Genomic DNA, 16,186 nt, shown 5'->3' with positions numbered 1-16,186 from the left:
AGGCATGGCGCTGATCGATCTACTTCCGAAGCATCTGTTCACCACCCGCGGGTGGGGCTTGCTGGCCAGCGGTGTAGGCTCCTTGCTGCTTGCCCAGATCATGGGCAGGCGCGATCTTTTGGCCCTCGGGATCCTGCTGCTGGTGCTGCCGCTGGTATCGCTTGCCGGCGTCCGCATCCTCAAACCACGCTTCCAGGTGTTCCGCGAATTCCATCCCTCTTCGGTGGAAACCTCCTCCACGGCCACGGTGCGGTTGGCGGTGGCACGGACCGGAGCAGCCGCCGGGCCCGTAATCATGGAGGAACAGTTGCCGCCGCGCTTCGGCGAACCTCCGGCCTTTCGGTTTCCTGCCCGGACCGCTTCCGGTGGCACCAGCCGCTATGAATACCATTTGCGTTCGGGCAAGCGCGGCCAGTTCAGGATCGGTCCGGTCACTGCCGAGTTCTGCGATCCCTTCGGCTTGTCGCTGCACCGGCACGAGATCGACGACGGCGACATCCTCACCGTGACGCCTGCCGCCGTCGAACTCCCCGCCACCGGCCTCGCCGGCGCACGCGGAAACGACGGTGTGACGGCCACCCGGATCCGCGCCAATCCCAGCGACGACGACGTGATGACCCGCGAATACCGGCACGGCGACCCGATGCGACGCGTCCACTGGGCCGCGACAGCGCGGCACGGCGAACTCATGGTGCGGCAGGAGGAATCCGTCACCACGCCCGAGGCGACCATCATCCTGGACCAGCGCTATTCCGCTTTCGTGTCGGGCTCGGCCGCGGTCTTCGGCCCTGCCCACGACGACGCTTTTGAACTGGTGAGCAGCGAGAACTTCGAATGGGTCGTGACGGCAGCGATGTCGATCAGCGCCCACCTCGCCGATCGCAACTATTCGCTGCGTTTCCTCGATGCCGCAGGTCACCCCGCATTTCGCGCATCCCGCTCCGCGCCGTATCCGGAAACCGAGGAATTCAGTGGTTTGGGAGGCCTGCAATCCATCGCCGAAAGCCTCGCCGCCATTCAGCTCAGCGGCCCCCGGCATGTCCATGGCGAGCGCGGCCGCAAAGAGGCCGCCAGCGTAGTCGAGGGTACTGAGGCGCCCTTCGACGACCACCTGATGGACAAACTGGCGGCACACCGCCTGCGTGGTCCCGTTCTCGCGCTGCTCGGCAATATGCCGCTCTCCGAGGCCCGTGCGTTGGCACCGGCCGCCGGCTACGGGGCCAACGCTTTTGCCCTCGTGGTTACCGACCACCCGCACCATGTCCAGCCCGTCATCGAAGCCCTGAAGCTGGGCGGCTGGCGTGCCGTCGCCGTAAGTTCGAGAACGGACCTTCCAGCTGCATGGGCCGGTTTCGATCAAGGAGAGATCCTCGCCGCCGCTGCCGCAGCGATGGACGTCCGCCGTGGCGCGGCGGTGCCACGATGACCACTACCTCCAGGAACGGCACTCCGGGACGGTCCCCGCTCCCGGGGCCGGCAGCGAGCGGTGACGCCTCCTCCAGCGGTGGGGGAAGTGCCGGCGGCCCGGGAACGGCGCCCCGCGCCCCGCGAAAGCAAGGACCGGGAGCCTACCCTTGGGCAATGTCCGCGGCCATCGCCGTCGCCGTGCTCGGAGCTTCCCTCTCGCTCAACGGGGTCTTCAGGGGCTGGGTGTGGCTGGTTCCAGCTATCACCACGGTGTTTATCGTCGGATTGACCCTGGCTGTCCTTCGTGCCCTGAGGGTGCACCCGTTGCCCACGACGTTGGGCGGCTTGATCGCCTTGGTGTTCATCCTCGATTTCACGTTCTTCCGGCCGGAAAGCATCGCGGGCTTCATTCCCTCCGGAGCGACCCTTGACACGCTGGGCCAATTCCTCAAACGCGCCGGCGAAACGGTGGTCTCGGAGACTGCGCCCGTCTCCCCGAACGCCGGAATAGTATTCGTCGCCTGCGCGGGCCTGGGCCTGGTAACTGTCCTCATCGATGCCCTGGCGGTCCCGCTCGGCATGCCTGCGACGAGTGGCTTGGGCCTGCTGGTGGTCCTCGTTTTCCCGGCAACCATCAAGCCGCAAGGCGGTGGGCTCCTCGGATTCCTCGCCGCCGCCGTCGGCTTCATCCTGATCCTGGGTTGCAGCCAGTGGTTCGCGCCGGACTCGCGGCTGCAGAACGACAACTCCCACGGCACGGGTCAGCTCAAACGGTCGATGGTGATCGGTGGCGTGGCCCTAGTGCTGGGGCTCCTCTTGCCGTTGGCGATCCCGGGCTTCGAGCGAGGGACGTTTCCGGTGGGTTCGCGGCTGAATCCCTGGGGCGTCTCCAACGGCCTGAACCCCATGATCACGCTCGGCAACAGCCTGCGGAATCCCACCGGCGATGGCAGCATCACCTATGCCACGAGCTCCACGGCCCCGGTGTACCTGCGCTCTGTCACCATTGACAAGTTCGACGGCGATACTTGGGCACCGGACGACCGCGAAGCCTCCCGGCGCATAGGACCGGGCCGCATGGCGCCGGACTACCCACTCCCCTCTGAGCTGGTGCGCCAATTGACGGTGATCGACACCGGGCAGTTCACCAGTCCGTACCTGCCGGTCCCGTATGCCCCAACCGCCGTCAACGGCCTGAGCGGACGCTGGTCGTGGGATCCCGAGACGCTTAGCATCCGCGGCGAGGACGGCACCACGAGGAACCAGCAGTACACCGTGTATTCCGCGCTGCCCGCCCTGACGACCGCAACGTTGAGCCAGGACAACGCCAAGCCCACCTCCATCTCGCAGGATTTCATCCAGCTGCCGAGCAATGTTCCGGACATCGTGAAGAACACCGCCAAGACAGTGACGGCCGGCGCCAACGGAAACTATGCCAAGGCGATGGCAATCCAGGACTACCTGCGCTCGTCCCAGTTCAGCTACTCACTGCAGGCTCCCGTCCAGGGCGGTTATGACGGCAACGGCATGTCCGTGCTGGCGGATTTCCTACAGCAGAAGAGCGGCTATTGCGTGCACTTCGCCTCCGCGATGGCCGTCATGGCGCGGCTCGAGGGAATCCCGAGCCGCATCGCCGTCGGCTACGCGCCGGGTCACGCCACAGGGGCGACAGTTGCCGTGGCGGGACAAGAACCCCTGCCGGAGTACCAGGTGGATGCCCGTGACGCCCATGCCTGGCCCGAACTCTATTTCGAGGGAGTCGGTTGGGTCGCCTTCGAGCCAACCCCTTCCCGCGGTGTGGTTCCGCCCTATGCTGCCGAGCCTGTTGCAGCGGGCGGCCCGAGCACCAACCTGCATGACGAGAACCTGGTCCCGGGCTCCTCGACTCCCGCACCGAGCACGGCTGCAGTGCCTCCGCTTGCCGGTCCGGGGGCTGGATCGGGCACGGGCACCGTCTCCGCAACCGTTCTCTACGTCACCGCAGCCGCGCTTCTTTTGGCAGTGTTGGCGGCCTCTCCGCGGCTGGTCCGCTCCGGCATCCGGGCGCGGCGACTGAGGCCGGGTGGTCCCGTCCTTGCATGGGCTGAGCTCCAGGACCTCGCCACGGATTACGGTGTACCGCCCGTGCCCAGCGAAACCCCGCGGCATTTCGCGGGCCGGTTGAGCAACTCGGCTGTACTCGGAGCGCCGGTGGCGGCAGCGTCGCCGTCGGGAGCCGACGACGACGCCGGGCAGCGCGCGGTCGCCTCACTCACCGGCGACTTCGAACGGCAGCGTTATGGTCCCCCGGCGGGAGTCCCGGCAAATACTGCGGCGGAGCAAACGCACGCGGCCTCAGTCCGGATCGCCGCAGTCCGTGCCGCGTTCCGGCACAATGCCTCGTGGTTCGCGGTCTTCCGTGCTGAGTGGTTCCCGCCGTCCTTGATGTCCAGGTGGTTCCAGCTGCTATGGTCGCCCTTCCGCCGGCTGGGTGGCATTTTCGCGGCGGCAGCACGCCGGGCGGCAACATCCGTCCAGAGACTCTTCGAAGCCATCCGCTGGCGGCGCTGACCCAACTCACTAGCAGTTGTTGTCGTTATGGGCGCCTAAAACGACAGTGAGGGGCCACGCCGCCAGGGTTCCCTGGCCGAGCTCGCGAGGCGAGGGTGGCGGTGGGGATCAGTTGGGCTTGGAACGGCAAAGGCAGGGCACCGGAACCCGAAGGTTCGGTGCCCTGCCTTTCACTCAACGGCAGTTCCCCGTTGCGAGAGGTCCGCCGAAGTCCTGCTAGTCGGCGTAGGGGTCCGCGATGCCGACGTACTGCGTGGTGAGGTATTCCTCGATGCCTTCGAAACCGCCTTCACGGCCCAGGCCGGACTGCTTTACCCCACCGAAAGGTGCTGCGGCGTTGGAGATGACGCCGGCGTTGAGGCCGAGCATGCCGGTCTCGATCCGTTCGCTGACGCGCAGTCCGCGGTTCAGGTCCCTGGTGTAGACATAGGCAACCAGCCCGTATTCGGTGTTGTTGGCGAGGTTAATGGCCTCATCTTCGCTCTTGAATGTGATGATCGGTGCCACAGGTCCGAAGATTTCTTCCTTCAGGATGCGGGCGTCCGCGGATACGTTCTTGAGCACGGTGGGCTGGTAGAAGTAGCCCGGGCCGTCCACCGGGGCACCGCCGGTGACGGCAACCGCGCCGTTGGCAACGGCGTCGGACACCAGGGCGTGCACGCCGTTGCGGGCCTTGCCATCGATCAGCGGGCCGACCGTGGAGTCCGGCTCGGTGCCGCGCGCGGTGTTCAGTGCCGAGATCTTGGCAGCGAACTTGTCTGCGAAGGCGTCTGCGATGGAGTCGTGCACGATGAAGCGGTTGGCTGCGGTGCAAGCCTCGCCCATGTTGCGCATCTTGGCGGCGACGGCGCCTTCGACGGCTTTGTCCAGATCGGCGTCTTCGAAGACCACGAACGGTGCGTTGCCGCCGAGTTCCATGGAGCTGCGCAGGACCTTGTCCGCGGCTTCGCGCATGAGGGCCTGCCCGACGGCGGTGGAGCCCGTGAAGGAGATCTTGCGCAGCCGGTCGTCCTTGATGAGGGGCCCGGTGACGGCTCCGGCCGTGGAGGTCTGGATGACGTTGAGCACGCCCGCGGGCAGGCCGGCTTCCTGCATGACCTGGGCGAAGAGCAAGCTGGTCAGCGGGGTCAGGTTGGCGGGCTTGAGCACCATGGTGCAGCCGGCGGCAACCGCGGGGGCAATCTTGCGGGTAGCCATGGCCAGCGGGAAGTTCCACGGGGTGATCAGAAGGCACGGACCAACCGGCTTCTTCTGGACCAGGATGCGGTTCTTGCCGTCCGGGGCTGCGGAGTAGCGGCCGCTGACGCGGACGGCTTCCTCGGAGAACCAACGCAGGAACTCGGCGCCGTAGGCTACTTCGCCGCGGGCTTCGGCCAGGGGCTTGCCCATTTCCAAGGTCATGAGCAGCGCGAAGTCTTCGGCGCGTGCCGTGACGAGTTCGAACGCGCGGCGCAGGATTTCGCCACGCTCGCGCGGAGCGGTACGGGCCCAGGAGGCCTGGGCGGCGGCAGCAGCGTCCAGTGCCGCGGCGCCGTCCTCTGCTCCGGCGTCGGCGATACTCATTAGCACCTTGCCCGTGGCGGGGTCCTCGACGTCGAAGGTCTTGCCGGATGCCGCAGGCAGCCACTGGCCGTTGATGAGCAGCCCCGTGGGAACGGAGGCGAGAAGTTCGCTTTCGCGATCGGCGGTAACAGTCACAGTGACTCCTTCGTCAGTCGGTGCACGTTGTAGAGATGCACCAACACTTGATTTTTGTGGAATTACTGTCACGGTACTGCCCGCCGCGAAGCAGTGTCTACGCCTTCACGCACTGCCGCGGGAGCAAGAGTTTGTGCAGTTGCACAGCCCCCGGGTTGGGCCTGAAGCTACCGCGATGCGAGCACAGCCCTACCGCGCGGAGGGCACCGCCCTACCGCGCCGCGAGCACGGCAGAGTACAGTTCGCGCTTGCTGATGCGGGCGTCTTCGGCCACTGCGGCCACCGCTTCCTTGAGCCTGACGCCCTTGGCGATGAGTTCATTGACAGCGGCAACGTGGTCTTCGGGCTTGCCCGGCGCCTGCTCGGGGGCGCCCGCCACGACGACGGCAATCTCGCCGCGAACCTCGTTGTTTTCAGCCCACTCGAGCAGTTCCCGGACGGTTCCCCGGATGACTTCCTCGTAGGTCTTCGTCAATTCGCGGCAAACGGCGATGCGGCGGTCCGGGCCGAACCGCTCGTGCAAGGCACGGAGCATTGGCTCAAGCCTGTGCGGGGCCTCGAAGAACACCATCGTCCGGCGTTCATTGGCAAGATCCGCAAGCCGGGAGCTGCGTTCTCCGGCCTTGCGGGGCAGGAATCCTTCGAAGCAGAACCGGTCCGTGGGCAGCCCGGATAGCGCCAAGGCAGTCAACACGGCGGACGGGCCGGGGAAGGCGGTGACGAAGAGCCCTGCTGCCACGGCTCCCTCCACGAGGCGGAAGCCGGGGTCGGACACTGCGGGCATGCCGGCGTCGCTCACCATGATGATGGTCTTGCCGGCCCGGACGTGATCCAGCAGTTCCTCGGTCTTGGCGGCTTCGTTGTGCTCGTGGTAGCTGATGACCCGGCCCGACACGGTGATGCCGAGCGACTGGACCAGCCGATGCAGGCGCCGGGTGTCCTCCGCGGCAACAATGTCGGCTGTCTGCAACAACTCGATGAGCCGGCTGGAGGCATCGCCTACGTTCCCGATGGGAGTGGCAGCCAGCACTATCCGGCCTACGCCATCGGGCAGGGCAGGAAGCGCCTGCGCCTCAAGGGCCTCCGCCGAGTCAGTAACGGTGGTTTCATCCGGGGAGCTCAGCTGTTCAGTCACCCAACAAGCCTAATGCCCCCGCTAGGGCTTTCAGGGAGCTCCCGGAGGCAAAAGGTAGCATGGGCTGAGTGACCGATACCTCCGTGCGCCCCGCCCCGCAAACCTGGCTGATACGGCCCCGGGAGGCTTTCACGGCCGAGGCCCTGCGGACGCGGCTCATTGGCAGCATCCAAAGCTGGCGCGATTATCCGCCGTCCTTGAGGCTGTGGTTCTGGCTGATCCCCACCGTCACGGCGGTCATCGGCGGGATCCTGCGTTTTGTCCGCCTCGATGACCCTCATGGCCTCGTCTTCGACGAGACGTATTACGTCAAGGATGCCTACTCGTTCCTGGTCAGCGGATACGAGCGGGCCTGGCCGGACAAGGCCAACGATGCCTTCAATGCAGGCAACCCCAACGTCCTGCTCAACTCTCCCGAGTACGTGGTGCATCCCCCGGTCGGGAAATGGATGATCGCCTTCGGGATGTGGCTCTTCGGTTCGGACAACTCCTTCGGCTGGAGGTTTTCCGCGGCCCTGACGGGCACTCTTTCCATCTTCCTGATCGCCTTGATCGCCCTGAAGCTGTTCCGTTCCCACATCCTGGGCGCGGCCGCGGGTCTGTTGCTCGCCGTCGACGGCCACCACTTGGTCCTGTCGCGGACCTCCCTGCTGGACATCTTCCTGATGTTTTGGCTGCTCGCAGCCTTTGGTGCCCTGCTGATGGACCGCGACGACGGACGGCGCCGTCTGGCGGCACGGCTTGCCGCCCTGGCTGGCGCCTCCAAGGACGGCCGACCGACGGCGTTGCACCTCGCCTCAGGGCCGTGGCTCGGATTCCGGTGGTGGCGGCTGGCGGCCGGTGTCTGCCTTGGCCTGGCGGTTGGAACCAAGTGGTCGGCACTGTTCTTCGTGGCAGGTTTCGGCCTTATGACGGTGTTCTGGGACATGAGCGCGAGGCGCATTGCGGGCATCCGGAGTTGGCCCAGCGCCGCGGTCATCAAGGACGGCATTCCGGCGTTCTTCACCATGATCCCTGTGGCAAGTGCCGTGTATCTGTCCACGTGGACGGGCTGGTTCCTTTCCAAGGACGCCTATTACCGGCATTGGGCCGATACGAATCCCTCTGCCGCGTGGGGATGGATTCCCGGGCCGTTGCGCTCCCTGGCGTACTACCACGTGCAGGCCTACAACTTCCATCAGGGCCTCAGCTCTCCGCACCCGTATTCGGCGAGTCCGTGGACCTGGCTCATCATGGGGCGGCCCACGTCGTTCTACTATGAGTCCCCCAAGCAGGGAACTTCCGGCTGCGATCTGCCCAACTGCACTTCGGCGATCCTGTCGGTCGGCAACCCGGTGGTCTGGTGGGGTGCCACGATTGCGCTCTTCGTGGTGCTGTTCTGGTGGGCAGGACGGCGCGACTGGCGGGCAGGAGCAATCTTGGCCGGGGTCGCCGCCGGGTATTTGCCGTGGTTCATGTATCCGGAACGCACCATGTTCTACTTCTATGCGCTTTCCTTCGAGCCCTTCCTGATCTTGGCTCTCGTCTATGGATTGGGACTAGTGCTCGGTAGGAGCGACGCTCCGCCGTGGCGCCGCCGCTCCGGCCTGTACCTGGTCGGCCTTGTGGTGGTCCTTGCCGTCCTGCTGTCGGCGTTCTTCTATCCGGTGTGGACAGCGGAAGTGATCAGCTACCAGGACTGGCGCATGCGCATGTGGATGCCGTCCTGGATCTAAGGCGCCTGCCCGGAAGGTCGGGACAGCACCCACACAAAAAGCGGCCCGCCTCGGAATTGGAAATTCCCAGACGGGCCGCTTTTTCCGTTGTAGGCGAAGCGTTACTTCTCGGGCGCACCGGCCTCCGCGCGGGCCTCTGCGTCTGCATCCTCAGCCTTCGCGGCGCCTTCCGCTGCGGCCTCGTTCTTCGGAGAAAGTCCGCGACGACGGCGGGTAGGCCAGGTGAAGATGAGCGTCAGCAGGGCAGTGATGAAGACCAGGGCACCGATCGCAATCCCGGAGTCCATCCAGTACTGTCCCGGGAACAATCGGATCAACGTGTCGTCGAGCGCGAATGTCCAGGTGCCGTTGGCGAAGAAGATGTGGTGAAAGTCCGTGAAGAACTGCTGCCAGCCCAGTGCGGCAAGCGTGCCCAGTCCCAGGATGAGCACCAAGGTGACGATCGAACCGGCAAACAGGCCGCGGCGGATCCCGCCCGTGCTTCGCTTGCGCAGATAGATCATTGCGATGATGCCGATGATGATCATGAGGGCCCCGGCACCGAACGCGGAGAGCATCACGGTCTTGACGTCGGCCATGTGCGAAACTTCGCCCTCCTTGAACAGCTTCTCGCCGTTCTGGTTGACAAGGTCCCCCAAGTAGCGTGGCCCGGACCAGTTGCTGAGATAGTCCAGGGCATAGGAACCATAGGTCATCCGGTCGTCGGCGTTGAAACCATAGCCGTCGCCGGGGAATCCCGGCCGGTAATACTCGACCCACAAAAACAGCGGACTAGCCACGGCGCGGATTGCCAGCACCAGGAGGACCACCGGGTAGAAAACGGCCAGCAGGACTTGGAAAATACGCGGCGCCACAGGCTTGGCGTTGGCGGCCTGCTCCCGCTCATGGTTTCGACGTTCCACCTCGGCCTCCGGCGGGCGGACCTGAAGGGCCGACGTCGGCAGAGGTTCCGCGAAGAGGGCCGGTTCCGGCCCGGCCTCCGCTGCTTCAGCGGCTTTGCGGTCTGCCCGGCTCTCCGGCTGTTGTCCTCCCGCAGGCTGTCCATCCACGGGCCGTCCGGCCAGGGGCCGTGCGGCCCCGCCTGCAACTGCCCCTGACGCGGACCCGGCTCCCGGCCTGCCCTCTTGGGGCATCCGCTTCGCCGAAGTGTCCTGGTCTCCGTCAGCAGCCCGTGCCGGGCGAGCGTCAGCGGCCGTGGACTTGGGAGCAGGCTTCATCCATTCGAAGGCCGGCTCATCGCCGTCGTCGTGGATATCCGCGTCCGGGTCTTTGGGGATGGGGCTCTTCTCGGTCACTTGGATTTCACTTCCGTAGGATTCACATGCCTGAGCAGGAACGGTCCGCTGGCAATCTTCTCTGCCTTCGAGCCTACCGTCAGCCCTCGCAGACAGACGATGAGCCACCCCGGCGAACGCCGGATTGCGGCCGGACCCGGGAGCCGTCAGGCGGCGATCTCCCGATAACCGGCGTCGTTTGCGTCCAGGTCGCCTGTAGCGCCGGCACGGAATGCCCGCCCGCCCAGCACCAAGGCATAGACCCAGTATGCCGCGAGAACGAGCGAACCGATCAGGATCTTGGCCCAAACCGGAAGCGGGCTGGGCGTCACAAAGGCCTCGACGAGTCCGGAAACGAACAGGACAAGCACCAGGCCGAGGGCCACCGTGATCAGCGAACGCCCCTCGTCCGCCACTGCCTGCATCCTGCGGCGCGGGCCTGGGGAAACCAGGGCCCAGAAAATGCGGAGACCGCCGGCGGAGGCGATGAAGACGGCCGTCAGCTCCATGAGGCCGTGCGGGAGGATGTAGCTGAAAAACACATCCATCTTGCCGGTGGCGGCAAAGACTCCCGCAGCGACTCCCACGCCCTGTGCATTCGAGAACAGCATGTACGGCACCCAGAAGCCGGTGATGCCCAAGGCTACGGCCTGCGCCCCGATCCAGGCATTGTTGGTCCAGACAGCACCTGCGAAGGACGCAGCAGGGTTCTCGGAGTAGTAGCCGACGAAGTCATGCTCGACGTACTGCTTCACGGCATCGTTGCTTCCCAAGGCCCTCAGGGCGTCCGGGGACGATCCGATCCAGAGCGTATAAGCCGCCGCCACAAGGCAGAAGAAAACCCCGCAGCAGACCGTGAGCCACCGCAAGCGGTAGAACGCGGCCGGCAGGGACACCACAAAAAAGCGGGCGAGGTCTTCCATGAAATTCGACCGTGCCCCGGTGAAGCGGGTACGGGCCTGGGCGAGGGCCGCCGACAACGAGGCGGAGAGTGCGCTCTCCGGGGCCACGGAGCGGATGAGGGACAAGTGTGATGACACCACTTGGTACAAACGCAGAAGCTCGTCGGCTTCGCCGCCGTCAAGGCGTCGTTTGTGCGCGAGCTCGTGCAAGCGGGACCATTTGGTCCCGTTCACGACAGAGAAGGCATCCATGTCCACGGCTCTACCCTAATCCCAACCCTCCCCAACAGTCCCGACATCCGGGCAACCCCTGCTCCGCATCCGTGGCCGCGGCTAGACTCGATCCAGCGGGAGCCGTCCGGTCCTGCAGACATCGTGGCAATGCTTGGGGGCGGGCTTGAGTTCGATCATTACCGGCGAGGCCGTGGTCCTTGAACTGCGGCCGGCATCGTTCGGGGCGAGGGCCCTTGGGCTCATGCTCGACGTCCTGGTTCAGATTGTTTTGCTGTTGGGTCTGTTGTTCCTGCTCAGTGCGGTGGCTCCGGATGTGGACCCGGCGGCGGGCCGTGCCATGGCCTTGTCCAGCGTGGTGTTGTGCCTCGTGGTGGTCCCCGTGGCGGTGGAGACGCTGAGCCGCGGCCGCTCGCTGGGCAAGCTGGCTACCGGGCTCAGGATCGTGCGCGACGACGGCGGATCCATCCGTTTCCGGCACGCGGTGATCCGCGGGTTGATCGGCTTCCTGGAGATCTACGCGACGTTCGGCGGATTGGCGATCGCCGTGGCGCTGTTCAACGACAAGGCGAAGAGGCTCGGAGACGTCGTGGCCGGAACGTATTCGCTCAGACAGCGGGTTCCTGCTGAACCCAAAATCCTCCCCTTCGCGCCCCCGCATTTGCAGGTGTGGGTGGGGCTCGCGGATATCGGCAGGGTTCCGGACGGCACGGCGCGGCGGGCATCACAGTTCATCCAGCAGGCCTCGCGGATGGCTCCCGACTCGCGCGCCCACTTGGCCGCGGCCCTCGCGACCGAACTGGCGGCTTACGTCGCCCCACCACCGCCGCCGGGAACGACGCCGGAAGGCTACCTGCACGCAGTATTGGGTGAGCGGCGAAACCGGGACCTGGAACGGCTGCGCCGCGCAGAACAACGCAGCGCCGTCGTCGGGGATCGACTCAACAGGCTCCCGTTCACCCGCTAGCCAAGCAGCCGGCACGCGAGGTGCGCGCCGCCATCGGGCACCACTGCGGCAAGTCCCGGCAGCGCTCAGCGCTTCGCGTAGCTGGCCCAGGCAATGTTCCAGTCGCCGAAGCCTTCAAGCGGTTCCACCGCGGGGGCTCCGGTGTTCAGGACCTGGACCACATCCCCCGTCCGCATGTTGTTGAAGAACCAGGCGGCGTCGGCCGGGAGCAAGCCAACGCAGCCGTGCGAGACGTTGTCTACGCCAACGGCCCCATAGGCAGATGGAAGCGCTTGGTGCACATACACCCCGGAGTTCGTGAGCCGGTTCGCGTGCTCGACGACGAGCGGCGCGTAGTAGCCCTTGTCACCGGGTTTGAGGCCGATGCTGCCGGCGTTGAACTTGGAGTGGCGTTCCTGCTCCATGATCACGGCGTAGCCGGTGGGCGAGAGCCAGTCCAGGCTGCCGAGTGTGACAGGAGCGGTCTTGACGAGTGCGCCGTCGAAATACACGTTCATGGTCTTGGTGGCGTCGTCCACCACGGCTATCCGCCGCGGACCGGTCTTGAACGTGGCCTTGGTGTTGGAGTTGCCGATCATTCCGTTGCCGAAGTCCCTGCCGAACAAGGGCATGTCCACTGTGACGCTCGTGCCGGCGGCCCAGAATGCCTGCGGGCGGATCCGCACTTTCCGGTCCGAGTACCAGCGCCAGGCCACTTCCTGGCCCGAGGAAACACTGATCTTCACCGCCTGTTCCATGGCGGCTTTATCCGCCACAGGCTCGCTGAAGTTGATTTCGATGGGTTGCCCCGAACCCATGATGGAACCGTCGTTGGGGAACACTACGGCATTGGCCTCATTGGGCGTGGACACCGTGGTGAAGGATTGTGTCTTCCGGGTTACCCGGCCCGCGCCGTCAACAACGGAAAACCCGTAACGGTACTCAGTGTTGAAAGCCAAGGGACCCAGCGTGGACCAGGTGCTGCCGTCAGCGCTCATGGTTCCCCTGATGGCCTGGCCGCCCTTGGCCGGGACGAGTTCGACGTCCTTCAGCGTGCCGTGTACGGCTTTCACGGAAGGCCCGACGGCCGGATTCACTTCGCGCGCACCGTCAAGGGGCGTGATTCCCAGTTCCACTGCCTTCACAACCGCGGACGCCAGCCCGGCGTCGGTGCGCTGCGGCGATCGCGATTCGGACTCCACAGCTGTGCCCAGCCAATTCGGGGCGGTTGCAACACCGATTCCTCCGGCCGCAACGCCGGTAAACATCCCCATGATTCCGAGAATCTTCCCGGTCTTGCGTTTCCTTTGCGACGCCATAGTGCAACTCCACATCCCCCGGCAAAACGCCAGCCCCCAAGACTGACCCGCCAAGTCTACCGGGGTACTGATGCGTCCCGGGCCGTGCGGCTAGGCGCGCCCTATCAGTTGGCGTATTGCGCCCAGGGGATGTTCCAGTCGCCAAAACCGTCGTCGTAGTTGGCGTAGTCACCCTCGGTGTTGACCACTTGGACGACGTCTCCGGTTGTCATGTTGTCGTACACCCATTTCGCCCCGTCCGCTCCCAAACCGATGCAACCATGCGAGAGGTTCGTGACACCGACGTATGGCATAGCCGTGTCCGTGGCCTGGTGGATGAACTCGCCGCTCGGCGTCAGGCGCGTGGCGTAGTTGACATCAAGCTGTCCGTAGTAGGCCGGATCCCCCGGCTTGAGGCCAATGGTGGAGGCATCCATGTGTTCTACCCGGTACTTTTCCATGAGCACCAAGTAGCCGCGCGCGGAAGGGAACCTGGTGTCGCCCATAGTGTCCGGCCACTGGCCCACTTGCTGGTCGTTGACACTGACCGTGAACGTGTGGGCAACCGCGTCGGCCACCGCCACCTTCTTATCGCCGATCTTGAAGGTGTTCGTCTTGTTGAAGTTGCCGATCTGGCCGTTGCCGAAGTCCACCCCGAACAGCTTGAGGTCCACTGTCACAGTGCTGTTCGCTGCCCAGAAGTTTTCCGGACGGTAGCGCACCATGGTGTCGCTGAACCAGTGGAAGGCCCCGGCCTGGCCCGAGGTGGACGTGACCTTGATGGCCTTCTCGACGGCTGCTTTGTTGACCACGGGTTCACTGAACGTGAGCTGGAGGGGCTGCGCCACGCCTACCTTGGACCCGTCCAGGGGGTACATGGCGGCGTCTGCCTCGTTCTGGGTGGAAACCGTCGTGAAGGATCCGGTCTTCGACGTTGCGCGGCCGGCAGCATCCGCGACGGTGTAATTGAAGGTGTAGGAGGAGTTGAATTCGAGGGGCGTGGACGCGGTCCAGCTCAGCCCATCCGGGGTCAACGCACCGTCAACAGTCTTGCCTTGGGAACTCGTCAAGGAGACCCTGTCCAGGGTTCCGTCCTTGACGCTGATGGTGACGGGCGCAGCCGGGTTCACTTGCTTGGCCCCGCTAGCAGGCGAGGCAACCACCGTGGCGGGCTTCACGACGGGCAGCACGGCTGCGGCCTCGCTGCGTTCACCTGAGGATCCCTCGGACTCGATGGCCGCACTGGCCGCATGCGGAGCCACTGCGGCGAACGTGCCACTGAGCGCGGCAATGAGGCAGACAACCACGATCCAGGCGACCTTGCGGAACCTGCTTCGCTTCGTCGGCGCACCATCCACATGCTCGAAAGTGTCCGCTTGCTCGCCGTCGGGATTAAGACCCATTCCTGTTTTCTCCAAAACTCACGCCCCCCAAGAAACCCACGCCCCCCAAAAAACTCATGTCACAGCCGCATCCTAGAGGGTGCGGCTTGATATTGGCTGGGAGCACGCCTGCAGGCGTGCTCCCAGCCGGTGCTCTCAGTACCGGTAGTGTTCCGGCTTGTATGGACCGGCCACGTCAAGGTCCAGGTATTCCGCCTGTTCCTTGCTGAGCTCGGTCAATTCCACGCCCAAAGCATCCAGGTGCAGCCGGGCGACCTTCTCGTCGAGGATCTTGGGCAGCACGTAAACCTGGTTCGAGTATTCGCGCTCGGCCTCGGGCTGGTCCTTCTTGGTCCACAGCTCGATCTGGGCGATCGTCTGGTTGGCGAAGGAGTTGCTCATGACGAACGAAGGGTGGCCTGTCGCGTTGCCCAGGTTCAGGAGGCGGCCTTCGGAAAGCACGATGATCGATCGCTCTTCGCGGCCGTCGGCTGCGGCGAACACCCACTCGTGCACTTGCGGCTTGATTTCGACCTTCCGAACGCCGGGAATCTTTGCCAGTCCGGCCATGTCGATCTCATTGTCGAAGTGGCCGATATTGCCCACGATCGCTTTGTTCTTCATGCGGAGCATGTCGGAGGCCATGATGACGTCCTTGTTGCCCGTAGTGGTGATGAAGATGTCGCCCTGTTCCAACACCGATTCCAGCTTGGCCACCTGGTAGCCGTCCATGGCTGCCTGGAGTGCGCAGATGGGGTCGATCTCCGTCACGATCACGCGCGAACCCTGGCCGCGGAGCGCCTCGGCGGCGCCCTTGCCGACGTCGCCGTAGCCGCAGACGACCGCAACCTTGCCGCCCATGAGGACATCCGTCGCGCGGTTGATGCCGTCCGGCAGGGAGTGGCGGATGCCGTACTTGTTGTCGAATTTGCTCTTGGTCACCGAGTCGTTGACGTTGATGGCCGGGAAAAGGAGCTTGCCCTGTTCGGCGAGCTGGTAGAGACGGTGCACGCCCGTGGTGGTTTCCTCGCTCACGCCACGGATGCCGGCGGCGATGCGGGTCCACTTCTTCGGATCGGCGGCAAGGCTCTTGCGCAGCACGTCAAGGACGAGTGCATACTCTTCGGGATCGTTTTCCGCGGCGGCCGGCACCGCGCCCGCAGCTTCGAACTCGACGCCCTTGTGGACCAGCAGCGTGGCGTCGCCGCCGTCGTCGAGGATCATGTTGGGACCCAACTCCGGGTTGGCGTCAGCGCCCGGCCAGCTGAGGATCTGCTCGGCAGTCCACCAGTATTCGTCGAGGGTCTCGCCCTTCCAAGCGAACACCGGAACGCCTTGGGGATCCTCGACAGTACCCTTGCCGACCACGACGGCGGCAGCGGCCTCGTCCTGCGTGGAGAAGATGTTGCACGAGGCCCAGCGCACCTCGGCGCCGAGGGCTGTCAGCGTCTCGATGAGCACCGCGGTCTGTACGGTCATGTGCAGGGATCCCGCAATGCGCGCGCCCTTGAGCGGCTGGCTCGGACCGAACTCGGCGCGCAACGACATGAGTCCCGGCATTTCGTGCTCGGCCAGGCGAATCTGGTGGCGGCCGGCTTCAGCCAGGGAGATGTCTGCAACCTTGTAGTCGAAAGTCATGGAAGTCCTT

The 16,186-nt window shown here is 65.1% G+C and carries 11 protein-coding genes; 4 read left to right on the top strand and 7 right to left on the bottom strand.

Annotated elements, in window-relative coordinates; genetic code table 11:
* Window positions 1-4: 4 nt before the first annotated feature.
* Both QRN52_RS09680 and QRN52_RS09675 read left to right on the top strand, forming a co-directional pair.
* Complete coding sequence (locus QRN52_RS09680; protein ID WP_284752510.1) at window positions 5-1,426, top strand: DUF58 domain-containing protein; 1,422 nt, start codon at window positions 5-7, stop codon at window positions 1,424-1,426.
* 155 nt (window positions 1,427-1,581) lie between these two features.
* Window positions 1,582-3,957 (top strand): transglutaminase TgpA family protein, encoded by a 2,376-nt coding sequence (locus QRN52_RS09675; protein ID WP_350225143.1) that lies wholly within the window; start codon window positions 1,582-1,584, stop codon window positions 3,955-3,957.
* A gap of 216 nt (window positions 3,958-4,173) precedes the next feature.
* Here QRN52_RS09675 and QRN52_RS09670 read toward each other — a convergent pair whose 3' ends face one another.
* Entirely contained in the window at window positions 4,174-5,655 is a 1,482-nt protein-coding gene (locus QRN52_RS09670) for an NAD-dependent succinate-semialdehyde dehydrogenase (protein WP_284752508.1), read from the bottom strand.
* A 211-nt stretch (window positions 5,656-5,866) separates the two neighbouring features.
* Complete coding sequence (gene rsmI / locus QRN52_RS09665) at window positions 5,867-6,709, bottom strand: 16S rRNA (cytidine(1402)-2'-O)-methyltransferase (RefSeq protein ID WP_284752573.1); 843 nt, start codon at window positions 6,707-6,709, stop codon at window positions 5,867-5,869.
* Between the two features lie 149 nt (window positions 6,710-6,858).
* Here rsmI and QRN52_RS09660 point away from each other — a divergent pair, with 149 nt between their 5' ends.
* Entirely contained in the window at window positions 6,859-8,505 is a 1,647-nt protein-coding gene (locus tag QRN52_RS09660) for a dolichyl-phosphate-mannose--protein mannosyltransferase (protein WP_284752507.1), read from the top strand.
* Window positions 8,506-8,606: 101 nt separating this feature from the next.
* On the opposite strand, the gene QRN52_RS09655 is transcribed toward QRN52_RS09660, so the two are convergent.
* Entirely contained in the window at window positions 8,607-9,800 is a 1,194-nt protein-coding gene (locus QRN52_RS09655; RefSeq protein ID WP_284752506.1) for a TIGR01906 family membrane protein, read from the bottom strand.
* Window positions 9,801-9,946: 146 nt separating this feature from the next.
* Complete coding sequence (locus tag QRN52_RS09650; RefSeq protein ID WP_284752505.1) at window positions 9,947-10,939, bottom strand: stage II sporulation protein M; 993 nt, start codon at window positions 10,937-10,939, stop codon at window positions 9,947-9,949.
* 139 nt (window positions 10,940-11,078) lie between these two features.
* Here QRN52_RS09650 and QRN52_RS09645 point away from each other — a divergent pair, with 139 nt between their 5' ends.
* On the top strand, window positions 11,079-11,879 hold the full coding sequence (locus tag QRN52_RS09645) for an RDD family protein (RefSeq protein WP_284752504.1): 801 nt from the start codon (window positions 11,079-11,081) through the stop codon (window positions 11,877-11,879).
* Between the two features lie 65 nt (window positions 11,880-11,944).
* Here QRN52_RS09645 and QRN52_RS09640 read toward each other — a convergent pair whose 3' ends face one another.
* From QRN52_RS09640 to ahcY, 3 genes are all read right to left on the bottom strand, one after another.
* On the bottom strand, window positions 11,945-13,177 hold the full coding sequence (locus QRN52_RS09640; protein ID WP_284752503.1) for a L,D-transpeptidase: 1,233 nt from the start codon (window positions 13,175-13,177) through the stop codon (window positions 11,945-11,947).
* A gap of 104 nt (window positions 13,178-13,281) precedes the next feature.
* Window positions 13,282-14,559, bottom strand: coding sequence for a L,D-transpeptidase (locus QRN52_RS09635; RefSeq protein WP_284752502.1), 1,278 nt, complete (start codon window positions 14,557-14,559; stop codon window positions 13,282-13,284).
* Window positions 14,560-14,694: 135 nt separating this feature from the next.
* Window positions 14,695-16,176, bottom strand: coding sequence for an adenosylhomocysteinase (ahcY, locus tag QRN52_RS09630; RefSeq protein ID WP_284752501.1), 1,482 nt, complete (start codon window positions 16,174-16,176; stop codon window positions 14,695-14,697).
* Window positions 16,177-16,186 lie beyond the last annotated feature (10 nt).

The organism is Arthrobacter sp. efr-133-R2A-120 (assembly GCF_030209835.1).
Classification (GTDB): Bacteria; Actinomycetota; Actinomycetes; order Actinomycetales; family Micrococcaceae; genus Arthrobacter.
The sequence above is the reverse complement of the archived record's forward strand: the minus strand, read 5'-3'. Positions and strand labels throughout refer to the sequence as shown.